Source organism: Planomonospora alba, from assembly GCF_039534085.1.
Taxonomy (GTDB): domain Bacteria; phylum Actinomycetota; class Actinomycetes; order Streptosporangiales; family Streptosporangiaceae; genus Planomonospora_B; species Planomonospora_B alba.
Genome location: NZ_BAAAUT010000042.1, coordinates 38,150 through 59,667 on the forward strand (window position 1 = coordinate 38,150; position 21,518 = coordinate 59,667).

Annotated in this window: 16 protein-coding genes; 11 read left to right on the top strand and 5 right to left on the bottom strand. The window is 73.3% G+C overall.

Going from position 1 to position 21,518, the window contains the following annotated elements; all coding sequences use genetic code 11:
- Positions 1 to 49: 49 nt before the first annotated feature.
- Positions 50 to 1,480 carry a pyridoxal phosphate-dependent decarboxylase family protein gene (locus ABD823_RS23880; RefSeq protein WP_344863192.1) on the top strand — a complete coding sequence of 477 codons (1,431 nt, stop codon included), beginning with the start codon at positions 50 to 52 and terminating at the stop codon, positions 1,478 to 1,480.
- A gap of 115 nt (positions 1,481 to 1,595) precedes the next feature.
- On the opposite strand, the gene ABD823_RS23885 is transcribed toward ABD823_RS23880, so the two are convergent.
- Both ABD823_RS23885 and ABD823_RS23890 read right to left on the bottom strand, forming a co-directional pair.
- A complete protein-coding gene (locus tag ABD823_RS23885; protein ID WP_344863194.1) occupies positions 1,596 to 2,348 on the bottom strand; it encodes an N-acetyltransferase in 753 nt (250 codons plus the stop codon).
- Positions 2,349 to 2,505: 157 nt separating this feature from the next.
- The gene (locus ABD823_RS23890) at positions 2,506 to 3,576 is read right to left on the bottom strand and encodes a DNA alkylation repair protein (protein WP_344863196.1); all 1,071 of its coding nucleotides are present in this window, start codon (positions 3,574 to 3,576) and stop codon (positions 2,506 to 2,508) included.
- Positions 3,577 to 3,719: 143 nt separating this feature from the next.
- On the opposite strand from ABD823_RS23890, the gene ABD823_RS23895 reads away from it, so the two are divergent.
- On the top strand, positions 3,720 to 5,234 hold the full coding sequence (locus ABD823_RS23895; RefSeq protein ID WP_344863197.1) for a DUF885 family protein: 1,515 nt from the start codon (positions 3,720 to 3,722) through the stop codon (positions 5,232 to 5,234).
- Positions 5,235 to 5,358: 124 nt separating this feature from the next.
- Here the strand turns inward: ABD823_RS23895 and ABD823_RS23900 are convergent, their stop codons facing one another.
- The gene (locus ABD823_RS23900; protein ID WP_344863199.1) at positions 5,359 to 9,021 is read right to left on the bottom strand and encodes a response regulator; all 3,663 of its coding nucleotides are present in this window, start codon (positions 9,019 to 9,021) and stop codon (positions 5,359 to 5,361) included.
- Between the two features lie 298 nt (positions 9,022 to 9,319).
- Here ABD823_RS23900 and guaA point away from each other — a divergent pair, with 298 nt between their 5' ends.
- Both guaA and ABD823_RS23910 read left to right on the top strand, forming a co-directional pair.
- Positions 9,320 to 10,882 (top strand): glutamine-hydrolyzing GMP synthase, encoded by a 1,563-nt coding sequence (guaA, locus tag ABD823_RS23905; RefSeq protein ID WP_425566650.1) that lies wholly within the window; start codon positions 9,320 to 9,322, stop codon positions 10,880 to 10,882.
- Between the two features lie 121 nt (positions 10,883 to 11,003).
- Entirely contained in the window at positions 11,004 to 12,245 is a 1,242-nt protein-coding gene (locus tag ABD823_RS23910; RefSeq protein WP_344863203.1) for an acyltransferase family protein, read from the top strand.
- A 68-nt stretch (positions 12,246 to 12,313) separates the two neighbouring features.
- Here the strand turns inward: ABD823_RS23910 and ABD823_RS23915 are convergent, their stop codons facing one another.
- Complete coding sequence (locus ABD823_RS23915) at positions 12,314 to 13,177, bottom strand: polysaccharide deacetylase family protein (protein WP_344863205.1); 864 nt, start codon at positions 13,175 to 13,177, stop codon at positions 12,314 to 12,316.
- 263 nt (positions 13,178 to 13,440) lie between these two features.
- On the opposite strand from ABD823_RS23915, the gene rffA reads away from it, so the two are divergent.
- The gene (gene rffA / locus ABD823_RS23920; RefSeq protein WP_425566651.1) at positions 13,441 to 14,637 is read left to right on the top strand and encodes a dTDP-4-amino-4,6-dideoxygalactose transaminase; all 1,197 of its coding nucleotides are present in this window, start codon (positions 13,441 to 13,443) and stop codon (positions 14,635 to 14,637) included.
- A complete protein-coding gene (locus ABD823_RS23925; protein ID WP_344863209.1) occupies positions 14,637 to 15,503 on the top strand; it encodes a GNAT family N-acetyltransferase in 867 nt (288 codons plus the stop codon). Before rffA ends, ABD823_RS23925 begins: the two co-directional genes overlap by 1 nt.
- Here ABD823_RS23925 and ABD823_RS23930 read toward each other — a convergent pair.
- Entirely contained in the window at positions 15,427 to 16,434 is a 1,008-nt protein-coding gene (locus ABD823_RS23930) for a glycosyltransferase family 2 protein (RefSeq protein WP_344863211.1), read from the bottom strand. The two genes, ABD823_RS23925 and ABD823_RS23930, sit on opposite strands and share 77 nt — an antisense overlap.
- Positions 16,435 to 16,536: 102 nt before the next feature.
- On the opposite strand from ABD823_RS23930, the gene ABD823_RS23935 reads away from it, so the two are divergent.
- The 5 genes from ABD823_RS23935 to ABD823_RS23955 all read left to right on the top strand — a co-directional run bounded on the left by ABD823_RS23935 (position 16,537) and on the right by ABD823_RS23955 (position 21,500).
- Complete coding sequence (locus tag ABD823_RS23935; protein WP_344863213.1) at positions 16,537 to 17,010, top strand: GtrA family protein; 474 nt, start codon at positions 16,537 to 16,539, stop codon at positions 17,008 to 17,010.
- A 143-nt stretch (positions 17,011 to 17,153) separates the two neighbouring features.
- Positions 17,154 to 18,221 (top strand): glucose-1-phosphate thymidylyltransferase, encoded by a 1,068-nt coding sequence (locus ABD823_RS23940; RefSeq protein ID WP_344863215.1) that lies wholly within the window; start codon positions 17,154 to 17,156, stop codon positions 18,219 to 18,221.
- A complete protein-coding gene (gene rfbB, locus ABD823_RS23945; RefSeq protein WP_344863217.1) occupies positions 18,218 to 19,252 on the top strand; it encodes a dTDP-glucose 4,6-dehydratase in 1,035 nt (344 codons plus the stop codon). Before ABD823_RS23940 ends, rfbB begins: the two co-directional genes overlap by 4 nt.
- On the top strand, positions 19,228 to 19,923 hold the full coding sequence (locus ABD823_RS23950) for a class I SAM-dependent methyltransferase (protein ID WP_344863219.1): 696 nt from the start codon (positions 19,228 to 19,230) through the stop codon (positions 19,921 to 19,923). Before rfbB ends, ABD823_RS23950 begins: the two co-directional genes overlap by 25 nt.
- Positions 19,924 to 19,991: 68 nt before the next feature.
- Entirely contained in the window at positions 19,992 to 21,500 is a 1,509-nt protein-coding gene (locus ABD823_RS23955) for a hypothetical protein (RefSeq protein ID WP_344863221.1), read from the top strand.
- Positions 21,501 to 21,518 lie beyond the last annotated feature (18 nt).

Consider the following 21,518-nt stretch of genomic DNA (forward strand, 5'->3'; position numbering starts at 1 on the left):
CCCGGCACCCCCGTGCCGGCGCCGCCGGGGAGTCCGGCACAATCCCGGTGTGATCTGGGACGTCGAGGAGTTCACCCGGGCCGCGGAGGCCACCGTCGGGCGGCTGGCCGCCTACGTGGAGGAGAGCCAGTGCGGCCTGCCGCCGGTCATCCGCCGCAGGCCCCCGCGGGAGCTGGCCGAGCGGCTCGGACTCGCCCGCTGGATCCGCGAGGGCGGGATGACGCCGCAGACCCACGCGGAGTTCCTCGCCGCCTACCTGGAGGAGGGGACCCGGATGCACCACCCCGCCTCCCTCGGCCACCAGATCGCCTCGCCGGACTTCCCCGCCGCGCTCGCCGACCTCGTGCACGGCGCGGCCAACAACCCGATGGCGGTCTACGAGATGGGCGCCGCCGCCGCGACCGTCGAGCTGGAGGTCGTGCGCTGGATGCTGGAGAAGACCGGGTACGGCGCGGCGGGCGGCGGCGTGCTCACCCACGGCGGCTCGCTGGCCAACCTCACCGCGCTGCTCGCCGCGCGGGCGGCCGCCGCGCCGGACGCCTGGGACGGAGGCGTGCCCGGCGACCTCGCCCTGCTCGCCCCCGCCGCGGCGCACTACTCGCTCGCCCGCGCCGCGGCCGTCCTCGGCCTGGGCGCGCGGGCCGTGGTGCCGCTGGAGACCGACCCGCTCGGCCGGATCGACGTCGCGGCCCTGCCGGAGGCCCTGGACCGGGTGCGCCGGGCCGGGCGGCGGCCGATGGCCCTGGTGGCGAACGCCTGCGCGACCGCGACCGGCCTCTACGACGACCTGCGCGCGGTCGGGGAGTTCTGCGCCTCCCACGGCGTCTGGTTCCACGTGGACGGCGCCCACGGCGCCTCGGCGCTGCTCAGCCCGGAGCACCGGCACCTGCTGGACGGCGTGGAGCTGGCCGACTCGCTGATCTGGGACGCGCACAAGATGCTGCGCACCTCCAGCCTGGCCGCCGCCGTGCTGACCCGGCGGGCGGCCGACCTGGACGCGGCCTTCCGCCAGGAGGCGAGCTACCTGTTCTACGGCGACCGGGACCCGGACGCGCACGAGGACCCCTCCGGCGCCGGGCCGGGTGCCGCCCCGGGCATCGACTCGATCGGCAGGACCGTGGAGTGCAGCAAGGCCGAGCTGGGCCTGAAGATCTTCCTGAACCTCGCCTGGCGGGGCGAGCGCGGCCTGGGCGCGTACGTGGCGCGGCAGTACGCCGCCGCCCGCCGGCTGTGGGAGCTGGGCCGCGACCGGCCGGGCTTCACATTCCCCTACGAGCCGGAGAGCAACATCGTCTGCTTCCGGTACGGCACGGGCGACCAGCCGGCGATCCGCGAGCGGCTGATGACCGAGGGGACCTTCCACCTGACCTCGGCCGAGATCGGCGGCGTCCGCCACCTGCGCGCCACCGTCATGGCCCCGGCCACCGACGACAAGACGCTGGAGGCCCTGCTCGACGCGGTCGCCGGGGGCGCGGGCTGACCCGTCGCCGGGCGCCTTCGGGGATCCCGCCCGGCACGGACGCCGCGCGGCCCCGGGCAAGGGGCACGGACACCGGGAAGGCCCTGCGGCCCGGCACCGGGACCCGGCCGGTGGGTCAGGTCAGCCGGTGCCGCACCCAGACGTTGGGCTCGACGTAGACGGCGTGGTCCTGGTCAGGGTCGCAGTGGACCGGGACCAGGGCGCCGGGGACCTCCACCGGGCCGGGCGCGTCGAACGGCAGGCCGGTCCACCCCCGCCACTCGGCCAGCGTGCCGGAGATCGTCATCGACCGGGGCGCGACCTTGACGATCTCACCGCCCGCCCGGACGTGCACCCGCAGCCACGGGTCGGCAGGGAGCCCGTCGGGCCGGGTGCGCGAGACGTACTCCGCCATCGGAGTGCGCGGCTCCAGGTGCTTGGCGTTGGGCCGCACCGGGGCCAGCAGCTCGGTGAAACCGAGGCGGCCGGCGTTCTCCCGGAGCGCGGCCAGCATGACCGGGGACAGGCCGGTGCCGAGCAGGTCGGGCCGGACGGCGATCTCCAGCGCGGTGACCGTGTCCGGCTTCTCGCCGGTCCGCCGGGCGCGCCAGGCCCGCAGGATCGCGGTGTCCCACCCGCCGTCCGGCAGCTCCTCACGACCCCAGGCGAACGGCACGCTGAACCCCTTGGCCACCGGCCGCCCCGGTTCGGCGTCGTCCTCGGCCACCAGCACGAACTCCGGGTAGGAGTGTACGCAGACGTCGTAGTAGAGGGCGGCCGCCGGGTCGTGGAGCATGAACGCGGGCCAGGAGTCGTCCATCGCCCAGAGGGCGTCGGCGAGCTCCGGCCGTTCGGCGAGGGTGCTGATGCGCAGGGTCACCCGGGTCATCCTTCCCGCTCGGACCTCCGCGTTTCGATCGGTTTTTCCGGCGTCGCCCGGGCCGGCGGGCGGGATCGGCGGCGCCGTCCGGGCGGCGGCTCGCGGCGCACGCCGCGGACGACCCGCCCGGGACGACCCGCCCGGGAGGGCGCGCGAGCGGACAGGGTCAGGACTCGGTCAGGGTGAAGGGGGCGGTCGCCCGGACGGCGCCGTTGACGACGATCTCCAGGACGCGCGGGCCGGGCGGCTCGGTCCTGGTGGTCACCGGCCGGAACGAGTGGGACTTGGCCACCGTGACCGCCTGCCCCGGAGCGGAGACCAGCCGCTCGCCGAGGTGGAAGACGCGGCGGGAGCCGTCGCGCCGGACGGCGTACCGGAGCACGAGCGGGCCGGGGGAGTCGGCCGAGACCGTGACCGTGAAGCGGAGCCGGTCGCCGACCGCCACCCGGTCGGCCTCCAGCGCCAGCGTCTCGACCGCGCCGCCGCCGGGGGCGGCGCCCATCAGCTCCAGCGCGCCGGGGTGCCCGGCGCGCAGCAGGCCGCGCACCGCGTGGCGCAGCACCCGCTCGACGTGCGAGCCGCCCTCCGCCCGCCAGCGGGCCAGCAGCTCCACCGCCGCCTCGGGGTGGTCCTTGGCGATGTCGTTGACGTGGTTGGCCACCGAACGGCGGACGTACTCGGAGGGGTCGTCGCGGAGCCGGTCGAGGATCGGCAGCGCGGGCCCGGGCTCCATCAGCCACCGAACCCGCGCCCCCCACGGCAGCCGGGGCCGGGAGCCCTCCGAGGCCAGCCGGCGCAGGTGCTCGTCGTCCGACTCCGCCCAGCCGTGCATGATCTCCATGGCGTCGTCGCGGTGGTGCTCCAGGTAGGGGCGGACCGCGAACTCCCCCGTGGCGTACGGCGTGAGCACGCCGAGCGTCGCCATGGCCTCGTCCAGGTGGTCGAGACCGCAGGCCGCGACGTACTCGGTGGCGGGCCAGCCGCTCCACATGTCCAGCCGGACGCGGGCGGCGGCCCGGCGCAGGATCTCCGCGGCGCGGGGGAAGTCCGGCGGCAGCGCGGCGCCGAGCGCCCGCGCGACGTGCCGGACGCGGTCCTTGAGCTCCAGGCCGTCCAGCCCGTCGAGGGCCTCCGCGGCGAACCGGTCCCGGGGGAACGCGCCCCAGGCCGCGGCCACGCCGCCGGCGAGCGAACCGACGGAGGCGGGGTTGATCATCTCTTTGAGGGGCTGCGCCATGGCCGGTACGGTGCCACACCCCACCGACGTTTCCGGGGCGGCGGACAGCCGGGCGGGGCCTCGCGCGCCTCCGCCGGCGATCCGTCCCGGCTGCTGAGATTCCGGTCCTGATCATCGGGTTCCGGGTGGGATAGCGTCGGTTCATGAGCGAACTCGACTCCCGCCTGCGGGCGGTGTGCGACCTTTCCGTCGCCGGTGTCCGGGAGATGGCCGGCCGGCACGAGTACGACGGGCGGATCCAGGACCTGTCGCCCGAGGGCGTGCGCGCCGGGCTGGCCGCGCTGGGGCGGGGACCGCTCCCGGACGACCCCTACGACGCCGCCCACCTGGAGATCTTCGAGGAGCACGCCCGGGTCGTGTTCGGGGAGCTGGAGCTGTACCGGCGCAGCCCGATGGAGCACCTGGAGAACATGGACCTGGCCTGCTACGACCGGGAGTACGCCCCGGAGGCGGAGCGGGCCGCGGCCCGGCGGGCCCACCTGGCCCGCTGGCCCGAGGCCGTGGACAACGCGGTCGCCGCGCTCGACCGGCTGAGCGCGCCGGTCGCCACCGCGCTGCTCGGCACCGTCCGGGGCCTGGCCGCCGGGATCCCCGCGGACGCCGATGACACCACGCGGGAGGCGGCGCTGAAGGCGCACGCCCGCCTGGTCGAGCACGTCGAGCGGGCCGCGCGCTCCGGCGACCCGGACGCCTCCCTCGGCGCCGAGGGGCTGGCCCGGCTGATGGGCGCGGGCGAGGGGCTCCCGGTGGACCTGGGCAGGCTGGCCGAGCGGGCCGACGCCGAGCGCGACCGGCTCACGGAGCGGCTGGCCGAGGCGTGCGCGCGGCTGGGCCACGCGGGCCGGCCGCCGCTGGACGTCGCGCGCGAGCTGGTCCGCGACCACCCCGGCATCGACGGGGTGGTCGACGCCGCCCGCGAGGGCACCGAGCGGGCCATCGCCTTCACCCGGGAGAAGGACCTCGTCCCCTACCACGACGGCGAGTGCCGGGTGGGGCTCGCGCCCGAGTCGCGCCGCTGGGCGATGGCGATGATGAGCTGGGCCGCGCCCGGCGAGCCCGAGGGCCCGTCATGGTACCACATCACCCCGCCCGAGCCCACCTGGCCGGAGCAGGAGATCGAGGAGTGGCTGGAGGTCTTCAGCGCCACCACGCTGCCCGCCATCAACGTGCACGAGGTCGCCCCCGGGCACTTCTCGCACGGCCGGGCCCTGCGCCACGCGCCGTCGGCGGTGCGCCGGACGCTGATGTCCCTGGCCTTCTGCGAGGGCTGGGCGCACTACGCCGAGGAGCTCTGCGTCGAGGAGGGCTTCGCCCCCGACGACCCGCGCTTCGAGATCGGCGTCTGGCTGGAGGCGCTGATCCGGGTGACCCGGCTGGCCTGCGCGATCGGCGTGCACACCGGGGCGATGACGGTCGAGGAGGGCGCGCGCCGCTTCGAGGGCGACACCCACCTCGCCGGTCCGGCCGCGCTCTCGGAGGCCCGGCGGGCCACCTTCGACCCGACTTACGGCCGCTACACCTGGGGCAAGCTGGAGATCCTGGACCTGCGCGAGCGGGCCAGGACCGAGTGGGGCGCGGGCTTCACGCTCAAGCGCTTCCACACCGCCATGCTCGACCTCGGCTCCCCGCCGCTGGGCCTGCTCGGCCACGCGCTCTGACCTCCCGGGCCGGCGCGGGCCCCGGGGGCCGCGCGCCCGCTCCGCGCCGGAGGGCTCTCCCTCCGCTCCCGGCACCCGGGCGGCGGGGTCCCGCCCGGCGTCCGGGCGGGGGCCCTGCCGCGGCTCAGCGCTCGGGTGCCAGCGTGGCGACCAGGGCGCGGGAGGTCGCGTCGGCCTGGCGGGCGAGCGTGGCGGCCAGGGCCGCGGTGCTCTCGGCGTCCCCGGCGTTGGCGACCTGCTCCAGGGCGGTGCAGGTCGCCGAGAGGCGCCGCCCGGCGAAGGCGGCGCTGCTGCCCCGCAGTTTGTGGGCGAGCCGGGCCACCTCCTGCAGGTCCCGGCGCTCGGCCGCGGCGACGATGGCGGTGGTGGCCGTCGAGGAGTTGTGCAGGTAGGACGGGAGGAACTTCTCGGTGAGCTTGGGCCCGATGTCGCGCAGCTCGTCGAGCACGTCCGGGTCGAGCAGTTCCTCGGCCTCCGCGGGGTCCCCGGCTCCGGCGGGGGACGCCTCCCGGCCCTCGGAGCCGACGCCGGCGGACCGTCCGGTCCCGGTGCCGGTTTCCTGCGGCGCCGCGCCGGCGCCGCCCGCCCCGGGAGCCCCGGCGCCGGGTCCCCGGCCGGCGCGGCCGGCCAGGGCCCTGCGGAGGGCGGCGTCCAGCTGCTGCTTGCGCAGCGGTTTGGGGATGAACGCGTCCATGCCCGCAGCCAGGCAGCGCTGCTCGTCGGAGGCCAGGGCGGAGGCGGTCAGCGCGATGATCGGGACATCGCTCAGCGGCCCCGGCATCCGCCGGATCCGCTCGGTGGCCTGGTATCCATCGAGCCGCGGCATCTGGCAGTCCATCAGCACGGCGTCGTACCGGCCCGTCCGCACCATGCGCAGCGCCTCCTCGCCGTCACCGGCGACCTCGGCGGTGTAGCCGAGAGCGGCGAGCATCTCGGTGACGACCTGCTGGTTGACCTCGTTGTCCTCGGCCACCAGGATCCGGGCTCCGCCCCCGCCGCCCACCGGGGGCGGCACCGCGGCCGCGGCGGGAGCCGGCGTACCGGTGGCGTCCGCCGTACCGGTGGCGTCCGCCGTGCCGGTGGCGTCCGCCGTGCCGGTGGCCTCCGGCGTACCCGCCGGCGGGCGGACGGGCGCGTGGCCGAGCAGCTGGAGCAGGACGGCGCGCAACTGGGCGGCGCGCACCGGCTTGGTCAGGTAGACCTCGATGCCGCACGCCCGGGCGGTCTGCGCCTCCCCCGCGTGGTTGGTGGAGGTCAGCATGGCCAGCCGGGTACGGCGCAGCACCGGATCGGAGGAGACGGCCCGGGCCAGCTCCAGGCCGTCGAGGCCGGGCATGCGCATGTCGAGCAGGGCGACGGTGAAGGGGTCGCCCACCGCGGCGGCCTCACGCAGGAGCTCCAGGGCGCGCAGGCCGTCCGGTGCGGTGTGCGCCCGCATGCCCCAGCCGGCCAGCAGGTTCCGGACCACCGTGCGGTTGGTGCGGTTGTCGTCGACGACCAGCACGCGGGCCCCTCCCAGGTCCGCGGGGGAGGGCGGCGCGGCCGGCGGCGCGCTCGCGCCGGGCAGCGGCAGGGTGAAGTGGAAGCGGCTGCCCTCGCCGACCGTGCTGGTCATCCCGATCGTGCCGTCCATCAGCTCGACGAGCTGCCGGCTGATGGTCAGCCCCAGCCCGCTGCCGCCGTAGCGGCGGGTGGTGGAGGTGTCGGCCTGGGTGAAGGCCTCGAAGAGGATGTCCTGCCGGTCGGCGGGGATGCCGATGCCGGTGTCGGTGACGGCGAAGAGCACCTGCCGGATGCCGGAGTCGTCCTCGGCGGGACCGACCCGGGCCTCGACGACGACCTCGCCCCGCTCGGTGAACTTGACGGCGTTGGAGACCAGGTTGGTCAGCACCTGGCGGATGCGGTGCACGTCGCCGCGGAGCGCCGGCGGGATGGCCGGCTCCACCACCGCGGCGATCTCCAGTCCCTTGGCCTGCGCGGTGGCCGCCATCAGGCTCACCACGTCCTCGACCAGCACCCGCACGTCGAAGTCGACGGGGTCGATTTCGAGCTTGCCCGCCTCGATCTTGGAGAAGTCGAGGATGTCGTTGATCACGTTGAGCAGGGCGTCGGCGGAGTTCTGCACCGTGGTCAGGTAGTCGCGCTGCCGGGCGTCGAGCCTGGTGTCCAGCAGCAGGGCGGCCATGCCGATCACGCCGTTCAGCGGGGTGCGGATCTCGTGGCTCATGTTGGCCACGAACTCCGACTTCATCCGCGAGGCCGCCAGCGCCGCGTCGCGGGCCTCGGCCAGCTCGGCCTGGGCGCGCTTGCGTTCGGTGATGTCGCGGATGAAGGTGTTGAAGGTCACGCCGTCGGCGGTCGAGGACGACCAGATGGTCATCTCGGCGGGGAAGACCGTGCCGTCGCGGCGGAGGGCCTTGATCTCCCGGCGGCGGCCCTCCGGGGGCATCTCACCGCCGGCGAGCACCCGCTTCATCGCCGCGGCGTTGTCCGCGCGCTGCTCCTCGGCGACCAGGAGGCCGACCGGCTCCGCGCCCAGGGCCTCCTCGGCCGACCAGCCGAAGATCGCCTCGGCCTGGGAGTTCCACCGGATGATCCGGCCGGTCCGGTCGACGGAGACGAACGCGTCGCTGGCCGCGTCGAGGGTGGCGCTGACCTGCTCCTCCCGCTGGGCCAGGTCGTCCTCGGCGGCGCGCCGGCGCCGCTCGGCGTACGCGCTCATCACCAGTCCGCCCATCAGGATCTGCGCCACCAGCAGGGCGGCGGCCGTCATCCGGCCGGTGAAGGCGGCGGCGGGGGCGAACGCCTCGCCGGTCGGGATCTCGGCGGTGACCGCCCAGTTCAGCTCCGGGATCGGCCGGTAGGCCACCTCATGGCCGTCGCCGTCGTGCATGTGCCGTCCGGTCCCGCTGCGCCCGGCCAGCGCGGCCCAGATGTGCTCGTCCCGGGTCCCGGTGAGCAGCCCGGACCGGTCGTCGCCGCCGGACAGCAGCGTGCCCTTCTGGTCGGCCAGCGTCAGCCTGACCTTCTGCACGGCGGCGAGCCGGTCGATGAACTGGGTCAGCGCCTCCACCGGGTAGCCGGTGGCGACGACCCCGGTGATCCGGCCCCCGCCGTCCGTCACCGGCGCGGCGACCGCCACCACGCGGCGGTTGTCCGCCACCGTGGAGGCGAACGCCTCCGACACGTACGGCCTGCCGGTCCGCAGCACACCCTGCAGGTAGTCGCGGCCGGAGAAGTCCGCGCCGACGACCGAGGGATCGGCCGGGCTGATCGCCAGCAGCGTGCCGTCCCGGTTCAGCGCCCACGCGGCGGCGAGCGCCCGGTCGTGCGCGTGCAGTTCGGCCAGGTGCCGGACGAGGCCGTCTCCGTCTCCCGCGACGGCCTCGTCCAGGGAGGCTCGCAGCGACGGCCGCTGGGCGTAGGAGGAGACCAGCTCCAGCGTCCCGTCCATCCGGCTGCCGATGTAGCGGGCGCTGACGTCGGCACCGGTGTTCAGCCGCCTGTCGACCTCGGCGCGGATCGTGTCGGCGTTCTGCTGCGTCGACAGGTACGCCAGGCCGGTCAGCGGCAGCAGTGCCAGCAGCACGACGCCGGCGGTCAGCCGGATGATCGAGGTGCGCAGCGCCCTGCGGGCGGCGGGGCACTTGAAGGCGCGCCCGGAGGAGCGGGCGAGGCGCGTCAGCACGGCCGCGGTCAGCGCGCACGAGGCCACGGCGACCGGCTGGAGGTAGTCGGAGGAGGAGCGCACCGCCTGCACCAGCGGCACCGCTACCAGCACCGCCACCACGAAGATCAATGACAGTCGGAGAAAACGCCTCACCCGCAGGGACCCTCCGTGCTCGTCGGCTGTCATCACGCCCTCATCGGCAGGGGCCCGCCGGCCTTTAGAGACCCCGGCGACGTGGGCATACTCTTACCCTTATATCCCCGCTTATACCCGTTTCGCCGTTTTTTACGTGACCGTCGGGTGTGGACCCCCGCGGCCCCGCGGCACCGGCCGCCTGCGGTGATCACCGGAGCGGGCACCGCAGGCGGCGAGGCCGGACGGCGCCGATAGACTGGGCGCACCGCTGTGGTTTCCTTTGGGGGTCTTGGTGTCAGAGTTCGACACGGTCCTGGTCGTCGACTTCGGCGCGCAGTACGCGCAGCTGATCGCGCGACGGGTGCGTGAGTGCCACGTCTACTCCGAGATCGTCCCCTCGACGATGCCGGTGGAGGAGATGATGGCCAAGAAGCCCAAGGCCATCATCCTGTCCGGCGGTCCCTCCTCGGTCTACGCCGAAGGCGCCCCCGCCGTCCCGCACGGCCTGTTCGACACCGGCGTGCCGACCTTCGGCATCTGCTACGGATTCCAGGCCATGGCCCAGGCCCTCGGCGGCACGGTGGCCCGGACCGGCGTCGCCGAGTACGGCGGAACCCCGCTGGAGGTGACCCGGGAGGGCGTGCTCTTCGCGGGCCTGCCGGCCCGGCAGTCGGTCTGGATGTCCCACGGCGACAGCGTCGCCGCCGCCCCCGACGGCTTCGACGTCACCGCCTCCACCCCCGAGACCCCCGTCGCCGCCTTCGAGCACCCCGCCCGCGGCCTGTACGGCGTGCAGTTCCACCCCGAGGTGCTCCACTCCGAGCACGGCCAGGCCGTCCTCAAGCACTTCCTCGACGCCGCGGGCTGCCGCCCCTCCTGGACGATGCTCAACATCGTCGAGGACGCCGTGGAGGCGGTCCGCGCCCAGATCGGCCCCGAGGGCCGCGCGATCTGCGGCCTGTCCGGCGGGGTGGACTCCGCGGTCGCCGCCGCGATCGTGCAGCGCGCCATCGGCGACCGCCTGACCTGCGTCTTCGTCGACCACGGCCTGCTGCGCAAGGGCGAGGCCGAGCAGGTCGAGCGCGACTTCGTCGCCGCCACCGGCGTCAGGCTCCGCGTCGTCGACGCCGCCGAGCGCTTCCTCAAGGCGCTCGACGGGGTCACCGACCCCGAGGAGAAGCGCAAGATCATCGGCCGGGAGTTCATCCGGGTCTTCGAGGACGAGCAGCGCGCCATCCTCGCCGACGGCCCCGTCGACTTCCTGGTGCAGGGCACCCTCTACCCGGACGTGGTCGAGTCCGGCGGCGGCACCGGCACCGCCAACATCAAGTCCCACCACAACGTCGGCGGCCTCCCCGACGACCTGCGGTTCCAGCTGGTCGAGCCGCTCCGCGCGCTCTTCAAGGACGAGGTCCGCCGGGCGGGCGAGGAGCTCGGCCTGCCCGCCGCCATGGTCTGGCGCCAGCCGTTCCCCGGCCCGGGGCTCGGCATCCGCATCGTCGGCGCGGTCACCCGCGAGCGCCTGGAGATCCTGCGCGAGGCCGACGCCATCGCCCGCGAGGAGCTCACCCGCGCCGGGCTCGACCGGGAGATCTGGCAGTGCCCGGTCGTGCTGCTGGCCGACGTGCGCTCGGTGGGCGTGCAGGGTGACGGCCGCACCTACGGGCACCCGGTCGTGCTCCGCCCGGTCTCCAGCGAGGACGCGATGACCGCCGACTGGTCGCGCGTGCCGTACGACGTGCTGGCCCGCATCTCCACCCGGATCACCAACGAGGTCCGCGAGGTCAACCGCGTGGTGCTGGACGTGACGAGCAAGCCGCCGGGCACCATCGAGTGGGAGTAGGCGCAGGCGACGGCTCCGGGGTGGTCCTCCCCGGGGCCGTCGGCGCGTGCGGACGGTCACCTCTCATCAAATAGGGGGATACCTCCCGTTAACACGGCCTCCGCCCGGTAAGTTGGGGCGGGTGTCGACGACCCTCGCCAGCACCCGGCCCGCCCGCTCCGGGGCCTCCACCCGGCTGGCCTGGCTGGACGCGCTGCGCGGGATCGGCGCGACGGCGGTGCTGCTGGAGCACGCGCTGCCCTGGTTCCTGCCGGGACTGCGGCCCCACTGGTTCAACCTCGGGATGTACGGCGTCCTGGTGTTCTTCCTGGTCAGCGGGTACATCATCCCCGCCTCGCTGGAGGGGCGCGGGGACGTGCGGGCCTTCTGGATCAGCCGCGTCTTCCGGCTGTACCCGATCTACCTGCTGGTCGCGGCCGGCGTCCTGGTGATGGCCCTGTGGCTGCCGGTCCGGCGGGAGGTGCCGCGCGACCCCGCCTCGGTCTCCGCGCACCTGACGATGCTGCTGGACGTCGTCCACCTGGGCGGCCTGGCCGACACCATGTGGACGCTCTCCTACGAGATGGTCTTCTACCTGCTGGTCACCGCGCTGTTCACGGCCGGGCTGCACCTGCGGAGCGGGGCGTTCGCGGTCGGCTCCGGCGCCCTCGCCGTCGGGACCGGGCTGGTGCTCACCGGGCCGCTGCTGACCGGCTTGTGGCCCGCCCACGTCTCGGGCGCGCTGTTCGCCGCCGGCATGGCCTGCCTGCTGACCGGGCGGCTGCGCCGGACGGCCGCCTACGCGCTCGGCGCGATGGCCGCCGTGCTGCTGCTGTTCGGCAGCTTCGTGCCGTGGTTCGGGGCGGCGATCCTCGCGGTGATGTTCGCCGGGACCGCGATCCGCCGCTGGGAGCAGGGCACCGGCACCCTCTGGCCGGTGGCCGCCACCGCCGTGCTGGTCGCCCTCGCCCCGATCTGGGCGCCCCAGGCGGGCTGGTGGTGGGTCCAGCGGGACGTGTGGATCACCACGATGGCCCTGGCCGGTGCGACGTTCGCGGCCGCGATGGCCCTGCGCGGGCGCCGCTTCCCCCGCTTCCTGGTCTGGCTCGGCCTGATCAGCTACTCGGTCTACCTGCTGCACCACCCGCTGCTGCGGGCCGTGCACGCGGCGGTGGGGGACGCGGCCCCGCTGCCGGCGGCGGCGCGGGCGGCGCTGCTGGCGGCGTTCACGGCGGGGACGCTGGGCCTGAGCTGGCTCACCTACCGCTACGTCGAGCTGCCGATGCAGAACCTCGGCCGGCGGGTCGCCCGCGGGGCGCACCGGCCGGAGCGGCGGAGACGGGCATCCGGAGCACAGGCGAGGCCGGACGCCGAGGCCGCCTGAGGACACCTCCAGGACACCGGCGGCCCGGCACCCCGCGGGGCCCGGGCCGCCGATGACGGGCGGCGTCCTCAGCTGCCGTCGGCGGGGGACTCGGCGAAGTCGTCCGGGTCGCCGGTGGGCGAGTCGGCGGACAGGTCCTTGTCCTCGGCGGCGCCCGCCGGGAAGACGTCGGCCGGCTTGAGGGTCTTCGCGCCGGGCAGCGAGGAGACGGCCACGACGTGGTAGCCCTGCTTCTGCAGCGCGGTCAGGAGCTTCGGCATCACCGTGACGGTCTGCGCCACCCAGTCGTGCATGAGGATGACCCCGTCACGCTTGGCGTTCTTGAGTACCTCGTCGTAGATGGCCTTCTCGCTCCTGGTCGCCCAGTCGCGGGAGCCGCCGTTCCACAGGACGATCGGCATCTTCATCTCGGCGGCGACCGTCTTGGTGTCGTCGTCGAGCAGGCCGTACGGCGGGCGGATCGTCGTCGGGTACTTGCCGGTGACCTTCTTGACGATGTCCTGGGTCTTCTTGAGCTCCTCGCGGATCCCGTCGATGGAGATCTCGGTGAACCTCGGGTGGGTGTAGCTGTGGTTGCCGATGTCGTGGCCCTCGTCGACCATCTGCTTGGCGAACGCGGGCCGGGACTTCACGTACTGGCCCTCGAGGAAGAACGTGGCCTTGGCGTTGTGCTTCTTGAGGGTGGCCAGCAGCTTGTCGGCGTACTTGCCGGGGCCGTCGTCGAAGGTGAGCGCGATGCACTTGACCTTCGTGCAGTCCACCGGCTTGGGCTTCGCGGCCGGCTTCGCCGTGGGCTTGGCGCTGGGCTTGGCGGTGGCGGTCGGCTTGGGGGCGGCCGCCGTCCTGTGCTGCTCCGCCCATGCGGCGGTCGGCGCCGACAGCAGGCCCAGGGCGCAGCTGCCCGCGAGGACGATTCGGATGGGGGACTTCATGAGGGATGCTCCGGGTCAAATCGACATCGGTCGAGGGAGCATCCTACCGAGACGGATGATGCCTGTCGGGGCTGAAGTGTCACGATGCTCTGTGAGAGTCGGGCCGGCTCCGGGACGCCGCGGCACGGCGGGGCGGCATCGGGATCTTCCTCGATGGATCCTCCGCGAGGCGACCGACGGGCGCCCGCCGGACGATCTCCCGGCCGGGAACGGGGCGGTCCGCGGCGGCTCGCGCGTGCCGATGAGAAGTTAAAGAATTGGCGATGCGGCGTGCGGGGGAATGGCCGCCGCTGTTCGCTGCGGATATGAGTGTAAAAAATCTTCAGACGATTCCTTTCAATCGTCCACATGTTTCACAAAACGAACTCGATTACCTCGGCGAGGTGCTGAACGGAGGCCTCACCTCAGGGGACGGCCCGTTCACCCGCAGGGCGAGCGGACTGCTGGAGGAGATGACGGGCGCCGGAAAGGCCCTGCTGACCACCTCCTGCACGCACGCCCTGGAGATGGCGGCGCTCCTGCTCGACCTCCGGCCCGGCGACGAGGTGATCATGCCCTCGTTCACCTTCGTCTCGACGGCGAACGCGTTCGCCCTGCGCGGGGCGGTCCCGGTGTTCGCGGACTGCCGGCCCGACACCCTGAACCTCGACGAGCGGCTGGTCGAGGCCGCGGTGACGGAGCGGACGAGGGCCGTCGTGGTCGTCCACTACGCGGGGGTCGCCTGCGAGATGGACGGGATCGGCGCGGTCGCGCGGCGGCACGGGCTCGCCGTGATCGAGGACAACGCCCACGGCCTGGGCGGCTCCTACCGGGGCCGGCCGCTCGGGTCGTTCGGCGCCATGGCCGCGCAGAGCTTCCACGCGACGAAGAACGTCCAGTGCGGCGAGGGCGGTGCGCTGCTCCTGAACGACCCCGGCCTCGTCGCCCGCGCCGAGGTGATCCGGGAGAAGGGCACCAATCGCAGCCAGTTCTTCCGGGGGCAGGTCGACAAGTACCGGTGGGTCGACATCGGCTCCAGCTACCTGCCCTCCGACCTCCTCGCCGCGCAGTTGACGGCGCAGCTGGAGTCGTTCGACGTGATCCAGGCCCGTCGGCACGCGGTGTGGAACGCCTACCACGCGGGGCTGGCGGACTGGGCGGCGGCCAACGAGGTCGCGCAGCCGGTGGTCCCCGACGGCTGCGCCCACCCCGCGCACCTGTACTACCTGCTCCTGCCCGACCTGGGGAACCGGCAGGCGCTGATCGCGCACCTCGCGGAGCGGGGCGTGCAGGCCGCGTTCCACTACCAGCCGCTGCACGCGGCCCCCGCCGGCAGGCGGTACGGGCGGGTGGCGGCGCCGGGCTGCCCGGTCACGGAGCAGGTCGCGGACCGGCTGGTGCGCCTGCCCCTGTTCGCGGACCTGGACGAGGAGGGCACGGCACGGGTGATCGACGCCGTCCGCTCCTACGAGGTGGGCTGATGGGCCGGCACGGCGCGGCGGAGCCGCGGGCGGAGGCCTCGCCGCTGGAGTCGGCGAGGTTCGGCTGCTCGGTGGCGCGGCTGACGGTCCCGCCCGGGTACGGCTCCCTCGCGCCGGTGCGGGAGGCGCTGCGCGCCTCCGACGCCGACGTCGTGGTGCTGCGCTACCCGGCGGAGAACGTCGGCTGGTTCGCGCACCTGCTGTCGGACGACGGCCGGGTGCCGCTGTTCGCGGGCTCCCTGGTCTACTGGAGCCTGCCCGCCGGCCTGGGACGCCGCCCGGCGCCCCAGGCCGGGCTCCGCACGGCGGCGCTGGAGGACCGGGAGACGGCCTCCGCCCTGGTCGCCGGGATATTCGCCGAGTACGGCAACCACTACGCGGCCAACCCGCTCTTCGACGGGGCCGCGGCGCTCGCGGGATACCGGCAGTGGGCCGCCGGCTCCGCCGAGCAGGGCCGCTGCCTGGCGCTGTGGGCCGACGGGGCCTGCGGGGCCGATCGGGCCGTCGGGGCCACGCCTGCGGACGCCGCCGCGGGTACGGCGGGCGGCGGGCGCGGGGAGATCCTGGGCCTGGCCACGGTGGCCGACGACGGCCCGCGCACGGAGATCCTGCTCGCGGGCATGGTCCCGGCGGCGCGGGGACGCGGTCTCTACGCGCACCTGCTGCGTGCGGTCGAGGACAGGGCGCTCGGCCGGGGCGCGGCGGAGGTGGTCATCTCCACCCAGGAGCACAACACGCGGGTGCAGCGGGCGTGGGCGCGCTACGGCTTCCGCCCGTCCCACGCCGTGCTCACGGTTCATATGGTCCGGAGCGGGCTGCTGAGTACGCCAGGCCGCCCGCAGCGCCCTGCTGCGCGGGAAGGCTGACGGAGGCGGGCGGCCCGGTGCGCTCGCGCACCACGTACGTGGGCCGCCCGAGTCCGCCGCCGTGGATGCGGCCGATGTACTCGCCCAGCACCCCGATGGAGATCAGCTGGGCGGAGGAGAAGATCGCGACCATCGAGGCGACCGTGGTGAAGCCCGCCACGGTCGTGTCGCCGACGGCGAAGTTCCACAGGACCACGACCCCCAGCACCAGCCCGATCAGGCCGGTGGCGAAGCCGAGGTAACTCGCCACCCGCAGGGGCGCGCTGCTGTAGCCGAGCATCATGTTGACCGCGTGCCGCAGGAGCAGCCGCGGCGTGTAGTTGGACCGGCCGTGCGCGCGCTCGTCCATGCGCACCTTGACCGCGCCGACCTTGGTGGTGCTCCAGGACAGCGCCACGTCGACGGAGGCGTGCGGCCCGGAGAGCGCCTCGAAGCCGTCGCGCAGACAGGTCCGGAACGCCCGGAATGCGCTGATCTTCTGCGCGTTGCGGACCCCCAGGGCGAAGGCCATGCCGGTCTTGACCGAGCGGGACGCGAGGCTGCGCAGGAACCCGTGCTCCTCCTCGTACGGGACGCCGTACACCAGGTCCAGCCGGTCGCCTTCGAGCGCGGCCAGCAGCAGCGGGATCTGCTCCGGGGGATGCTGCAGGTCGTCGTCCATCGTGACGACCACGTCGAACCGCGCCTCCCTGATGCCGGCGACCAGCGCGTTGTGCTGGCCGTAGTTCCGGGACAGGCGGATCGCGCGGACGGAGTCGATCCGGCGGGCCAGCGAGCACGCCACGTCCCAGGTGCGATCGGGGCTCCCGTCGACGACGAGCACCACCTCGTGCGGCACCCCGGCCTCACGTAAAACAGGAACGATCCTGTCCACCAGGGCCGGCAATGTTTTCGCCGATCGGTAACACGGGACGACCACAGAAACTGACACTTGATTCTCCTGACTGTCGGCCGCGCTGCTCCCCGGCCCGTTCCGATTTCCCGGATTTCGCCGGACGGCCACCCGGCAATCGTTCAACGGAGGTGTCGCCGAATGACCCAGCTGGATGTGCGGACCGTTTCCACCGGCAGATCGGATCTGCGAACGCATGCTCTGACATCGGTCCTTCGTGGACAGCGCACCACATATTTGATCGGAGGTGCCGTGACGGTCGCGGTCTATTCCGGTCTTCTTGCCCTGGGCTTACTGATCCTTGAAGGCAGGGTCCCCTACCTTTTTCTGGTGGCGGTCAGCCATCTGCTGGCCGTGGTCATCGTCTATCCCTGGTACCGCCTGGTGGTGTTCCGGGTCTCCCGCGACCCGTGGATCACGGGATGCCTGCGCTTCTACGCCGTGGGGCTGAGCTTCCTGGCCGCGTCCCTGGCCGGGCTCCCGCTCCTCGTGGAGCTCGCCGGGATCCCGATCCTCCTCGCGCAGCTCCTCGTCCTCCCGGCGAGCACAGTGCTGAGCTATGCGATCAACCGGTCGTGGGCCTTCCGCGGCCGGGCGCGGGCAAAGCGTTGGTAACGGCCGGGGCGCCGGGATGCAAAAGCGGGGGGTGAAGCGAATTCGGCCCTTCCACACTCGGTACGGCAATGGCCGTCGCGGCCGGTCGTGCTCACCGGAGCCCCGCCGGATCCGCCTTACCGGAGCCAAGGGAGCTGAGAAGGGTGAAAGCGCTCGTCCTGGCGGGTGGCAGGGGTACGCGGTTGCGTCCGCTGACCCACACCTCCGCCAAACAGCTGGTCCCCGTCGCCAACAAACCGGTGCTCTACTACGGGCTGGAGGCGATCCGGGACGCGGGCATCACCAGCGTCGGGATCATCACCGGCGACACCGGTGCCGAGGTGAGGGAGGCGGTGGGCGACGGCTCGCGGTTCGGCCTCGACGTCACCTACATCCCCCAGGAGGCGCCGCTCGGTCTGGCGCACTGCGTGCTGATCGCGCGGGAGTTCCTCGCCGACGACCCCTTCGTGATGTACCTCGGTGACAACTTCCTCCTCGGCGGGATCTCCGGCCTGGTGGACGCGTTCCGCCGCGGTGGGTACGACGCGCAGATCCTGCTGACGAAGGTCGCCGAGCCGCAGTTCTACGGAGTCGCCGAGCTCGGCCCCGCGGGCGAGATCGTCGCCCTTCAGGAGAAGCCGGCGGACCCGCGCAGCGACCTGGCCATCGTGGGGGTCTACTCCTTCTCGCCCGCCATCCACGAGGCGGTCCGGGCGATCAGGCCGTCCGCGCGCGGCGAACTGGAGATCACGGACGCGGTCCAGTGGCTGATCGGGCAGGGCCGCTCCGTCCAGTCGCACATGGTCTCCGGCTACTGGAAGGACACCGGCCGGCTGCAGGACCTGCTGGAGTGCAACCGCATGGTCCTGGAGACCGTCGAACCCGTCAACCGGGGCACGGTCGACGGGCTGAGCGAGGTCACCGGGCGGGTCGTCATCGAGCCCGGAGCGGTCGTGGAGAACTCCGTGCTCCGCGGGCCGATCGTGGTCGGCGCCGACGCGAAGATCCAGTCCTCCTACGTCGGCCCCTTCACCTCGATCGGGCCGCGCTGCGTCGTGCAGGACGCGGAGGTCGAGTACTCGATCGTGCTCGACGACTCCTCCGTCCACGGGATCTCGCGGCTCGCCCACTCGCTCATCGGCCGCAACGTCGAGGTGAGCCGCGCGGAGGGCACGCCCAACACGTACGGGCTCATGGTCGGCGACCACAGCAGGATCCAGGTGCGCGCATGAGGGTCCTCGTCACCGGCGGAGCCGGATTCATCGGCTCCCACTACGCGCGGTCGCTGCTGCGGGGCGCCTATCCGGGCTGGGAGGACGCCCGCGTGACGGTCCTCGACAAGCTCACCTACGCCGGGAACCTCGCCAACCTCGCCCCCGTGGCAGACCACCGCGCCTACACCTTCATCCGCGGGGACATCGCCGACACCCGCCTCCTCGCCGAGGTCGTCCCCGGCCACGACGTGGTCGTGAACTTCGCCGCGGAGTCCCACGTCGACAGGTCCATCGCCGACGCCGGCGACTTCGTGACGACGAACGTGCTCGGCACGCAGCGGCTGCTGCAGGCGGCGCTGGAAGCCGGGGTCCGCACCTTCGTCCAGGTCTCCACGGACGAGGTGTACGGGTCGATCGCCGAGGGCTCGTGGGACGAGTCGCAGCCGCTGCTGCCCAACTCGCCCTACTCGGCGGCCAAGGCCTCCGGCGACCTGCTCTGCCGGGCGTACGCCCGCACCCACGGGCTCGACGTCCGCATCACCCGCTGCTCCAACAACTACGGCCCGTACCAGTACCCCGAGAAGGTCATCCCGCTCTTCGTCACCAACCTGATCGACGGCCGCCGCGTCCCCCTCTACGGGGACGGCCGGAACGTCCGCGAGTGGCTGCACGTCGACGACCACTGCCGGGGCGTCCAGCTCGTGCTGGAGAAGGGCTGCCCCGGTGAGGTCTACAACATCGGCGGCGGCGTCGAGCTCACCAACCTGGAGCTCACCGAGCGGCTGCTCGCGCTCTTCGGCGCGGGCTGGGACATGGTCGTGCGCGTCCCCGACCGGCTCGGGCACGACCAGCGCTACTCCGTGGACAGCACCAAGATCAGATCGATCGGCTACGAGCCCCGGGTGGACTTCGGCGAAGGGCTGGCCGAGGTCGTGCGGTGGTACCGCGACCACCAGGAGTGGTGGCGCCCGGCCCGGGGAGCCGCATCCGTGTCATCCGTACCCGAGTCCGACCAGGGGGAGCCGTGGACGCATCCGACATTCAGGTGACGACCGCGGTGGAGGACCGCCACTGGTGGTACCGGGAGCGCCGCGCCATCCTCGCCAGGCAGGTCCGGAGACTCGGCCGGCCCGGCCGGGCGGTGGACGTCGGCGCCGCCGGTGGAGGCAACACCCGGGTGCTGGTGGAGGAGGGCTGGGACGCGCTCGCGGTGGACTACTCCGAGACGGGCGTCGACATCGCCCGCGCCCGGGGCCTGAACGCGATCAGAGCCGACGCGCGGGACCTCCCGCTCGACTCGGGCGTGTGCGACCTGGCCGTGGCCTTCGACATGCTGGAGCACATCGACGAGGACCACCTCGCCGCCGCGGAGATCGCCCGCGTGCTGCGATCCGGCGGCACCGCGCTGATCGCGGTCCCCTGCGACATGGCCCTCTGGTCCGCCCACGACGAGGCGAGCGGCCACTACCGCCGCTACGACCGGCGCACCCTGACCGAGCTGATGGAGAAGGCCGGCCTCGTCGTCGACGAGCTGTGGAGCTGGAACGTCCTGCTGCGGCCCGTCGTCGCGCTGCGGCGGCGGACCTCGACCGGATGCGACGTGGCCGACGTGCCGGCGCTGGTCAACGCGGCGCTGACCGCGGTCGTCAGGGCCGAGCGCCACCTGCCGGTGCGGTCGCTGCCCGGCGTGTCGCTGATGCTCCGGGCGCACCGGCCCTGAACAGAGAGGTCTTCCGTATCATGCACGATCTGGATCGGGACGGCGCGGCCGGAGCGGCCGCGCCGTCCGTGGGCGCGGTGCCGGACCCCGCGGCGGGCGGCCGCGCGGTGAGCCCGCAGGTCCTCCTGGGAATCGTCGCGCTCTGCTACGCCGCGGCCCAACTCCTTCTGGTCACACCGGAATTCGGTATCGAATGGGACGAGGCCGTATACCTCAGCCAATTCTCGCTCAACGGGGAACCGATCTTCTTCCATGCGTCCCGCGGCTGGGGGACGCCCCTCATCGTCGCCCCGGTGGTCATGATCACGGACTCGCTCGTGGTCGTGCGGGTGTACCTCGCGATCGTCTCGGCGCTGCTGCTGTTCGGTGCGTTTCACGTCTGGTGCCGGGTCCGTCCCGGTCATCTCGCTCCCACGGCGGCGGCGCTCTTCGGCGGTTGCTGGCTGTCCGTGTTCTACGGCATCGAGGCTCTGCCCAACGTCTACACGGCGCTGGGCGCCGTCGCCCTCACGGGCATGGTGCTGCGCGTCGCGGCCACCGGCACCCCGGTCACGTGGAGGTCGCAGGCGGCCGTGGCGGCCGTCACGTTCCTCGTCTCGCTCTTCCGCGTGACCGACGCGACGCTGATCGCGCTCGCCCTGGGCGGGGCGGCCGCTCTCATGCTGCGCGTTCCGGAGCGGAGGAGGCGGGCGCTCGGGGCCATCGCCGCGCTGACCGGTGGCCTGGCCGCCGGCTGGGGCCTGTGGTCCGCGGAAGCGATCATCAAATACGGGAGCTTCGAGCAGCGTCTCGCGACCGCGAGTGAGAACTTCAAGGAACCGCAGTGGCTCATCGAGCACAACCTCAGGGCGCTGGACGGGCCCCTGTCCTGCGAGACGGTGGAGCGGTGCGGCCCTCTTCCCGTAGGCGGGCTCGTGTGGCTGGCCGTCGTTCTCCTGCTGATGATCACGGGATTGATCGCGGCCCGGGGGTACGAGTCCTGGATCGTGGCCGCCACCCCCGTCATCCTCGGTGCGGGCATGGCGATGCCGTATCTCTACTTCGGCCTGCGCACGCACCCGCGGTACATGATGCCCACGCTCGGGCTCTGGGCGATCGCCGCGGCGGGAGGGCTCATCTTCCTGGCGGCCGGCCTCAGACGGCGATCCGGAGTCGCGGGCGCGGCCGCCTGCTGCTCGGTGCTGATCGGCGGCCACCTTCTCCTGCAGCACTCCTACCTGGCCGAGAACGTGGCTCACCACACGTACGTCCGTGAGCACGACAGAATCCTCACGGACAGGATCAAGGAGATCGGCTACGGCCGTCCCTGCGCCGTTTTCGCCTGGAACACGACCATTCTCGCGCACCGCCTGGGATGCAAGGCGGTCAGGATGCTCAGCAGGACCGTTCCCGTGGTCCCCCGGTCCCTGCTGGCGGAAGCGGAGAAGGGGTATTCCATTCTGGTCGTCTATCGCGAGGGCGAGGACGAGAACGCCCACAACATCGCCTCCTGGCCTGAATACCAGGTCACGAAGCGCTGGCGCGTCCGCATAAAGGAAGGTGCGGGCGTGCGCGCGGAGTCAGGGCTCTCCGGGTGACGTCCGCGCCGCGGCTCC

Bases quoted from the DNA above. Each gene is read 5' to 3' on its own strand.
- ABD823_RS23885 (WP_344863194.1), bottom strand. From the start codon at position 2,348: ATGACCCGGGTGACCCTGCGCATCAGCACCCTCGCCGAACGGCCGGAG.
- ABD823_RS23890 (WP_344863196.1), bottom strand. From the start codon at position 3,576: ATGGCGCAGCCCCTCAAAGAGATGATCAACCCCGCCTCCGTCGGTTCG.
- ABD823_RS23895 (WP_344863197.1), top strand. From the start codon at position 3,720: ATGAGCGAACTCGACTCCCGCCTGCGGGCGGTGTGCGACCTTTCCGTC.
- ABD823_RS23915 (WP_344863205.1), bottom strand. From the start codon at position 13,177: ATGAAGTCCCCCATCCGAATCGTCCTCGCGGGCAGCTGCGCCCTGGGC.
- rffA (WP_425566651.1), top strand. From the start codon at position 13,441: ATGCGGCGTGCGGGGGAATGGCCGCCGCTGTTCGCTGCGGATATGAGT.
- ABD823_RS23925 (WP_344863209.1), top strand. From the start codon at position 14,637: ATGGGCCGGCACGGCGCGGCGGAGCCGCGGGCGGAGGCCTCGCCGCTG.
- ABD823_RS23935 (WP_344863213.1), top strand. From the start codon at position 16,537: ATGACCCAGCTGGATGTGCGGACCGTTTCCACCGGCAGATCGGATCTG.
- rfbB (WP_344863217.1), top strand. From the start codon at position 18,218: ATGAGGGTCCTCGTCACCGGCGGAGCCGGATTCATCGGCTCCCACTAC.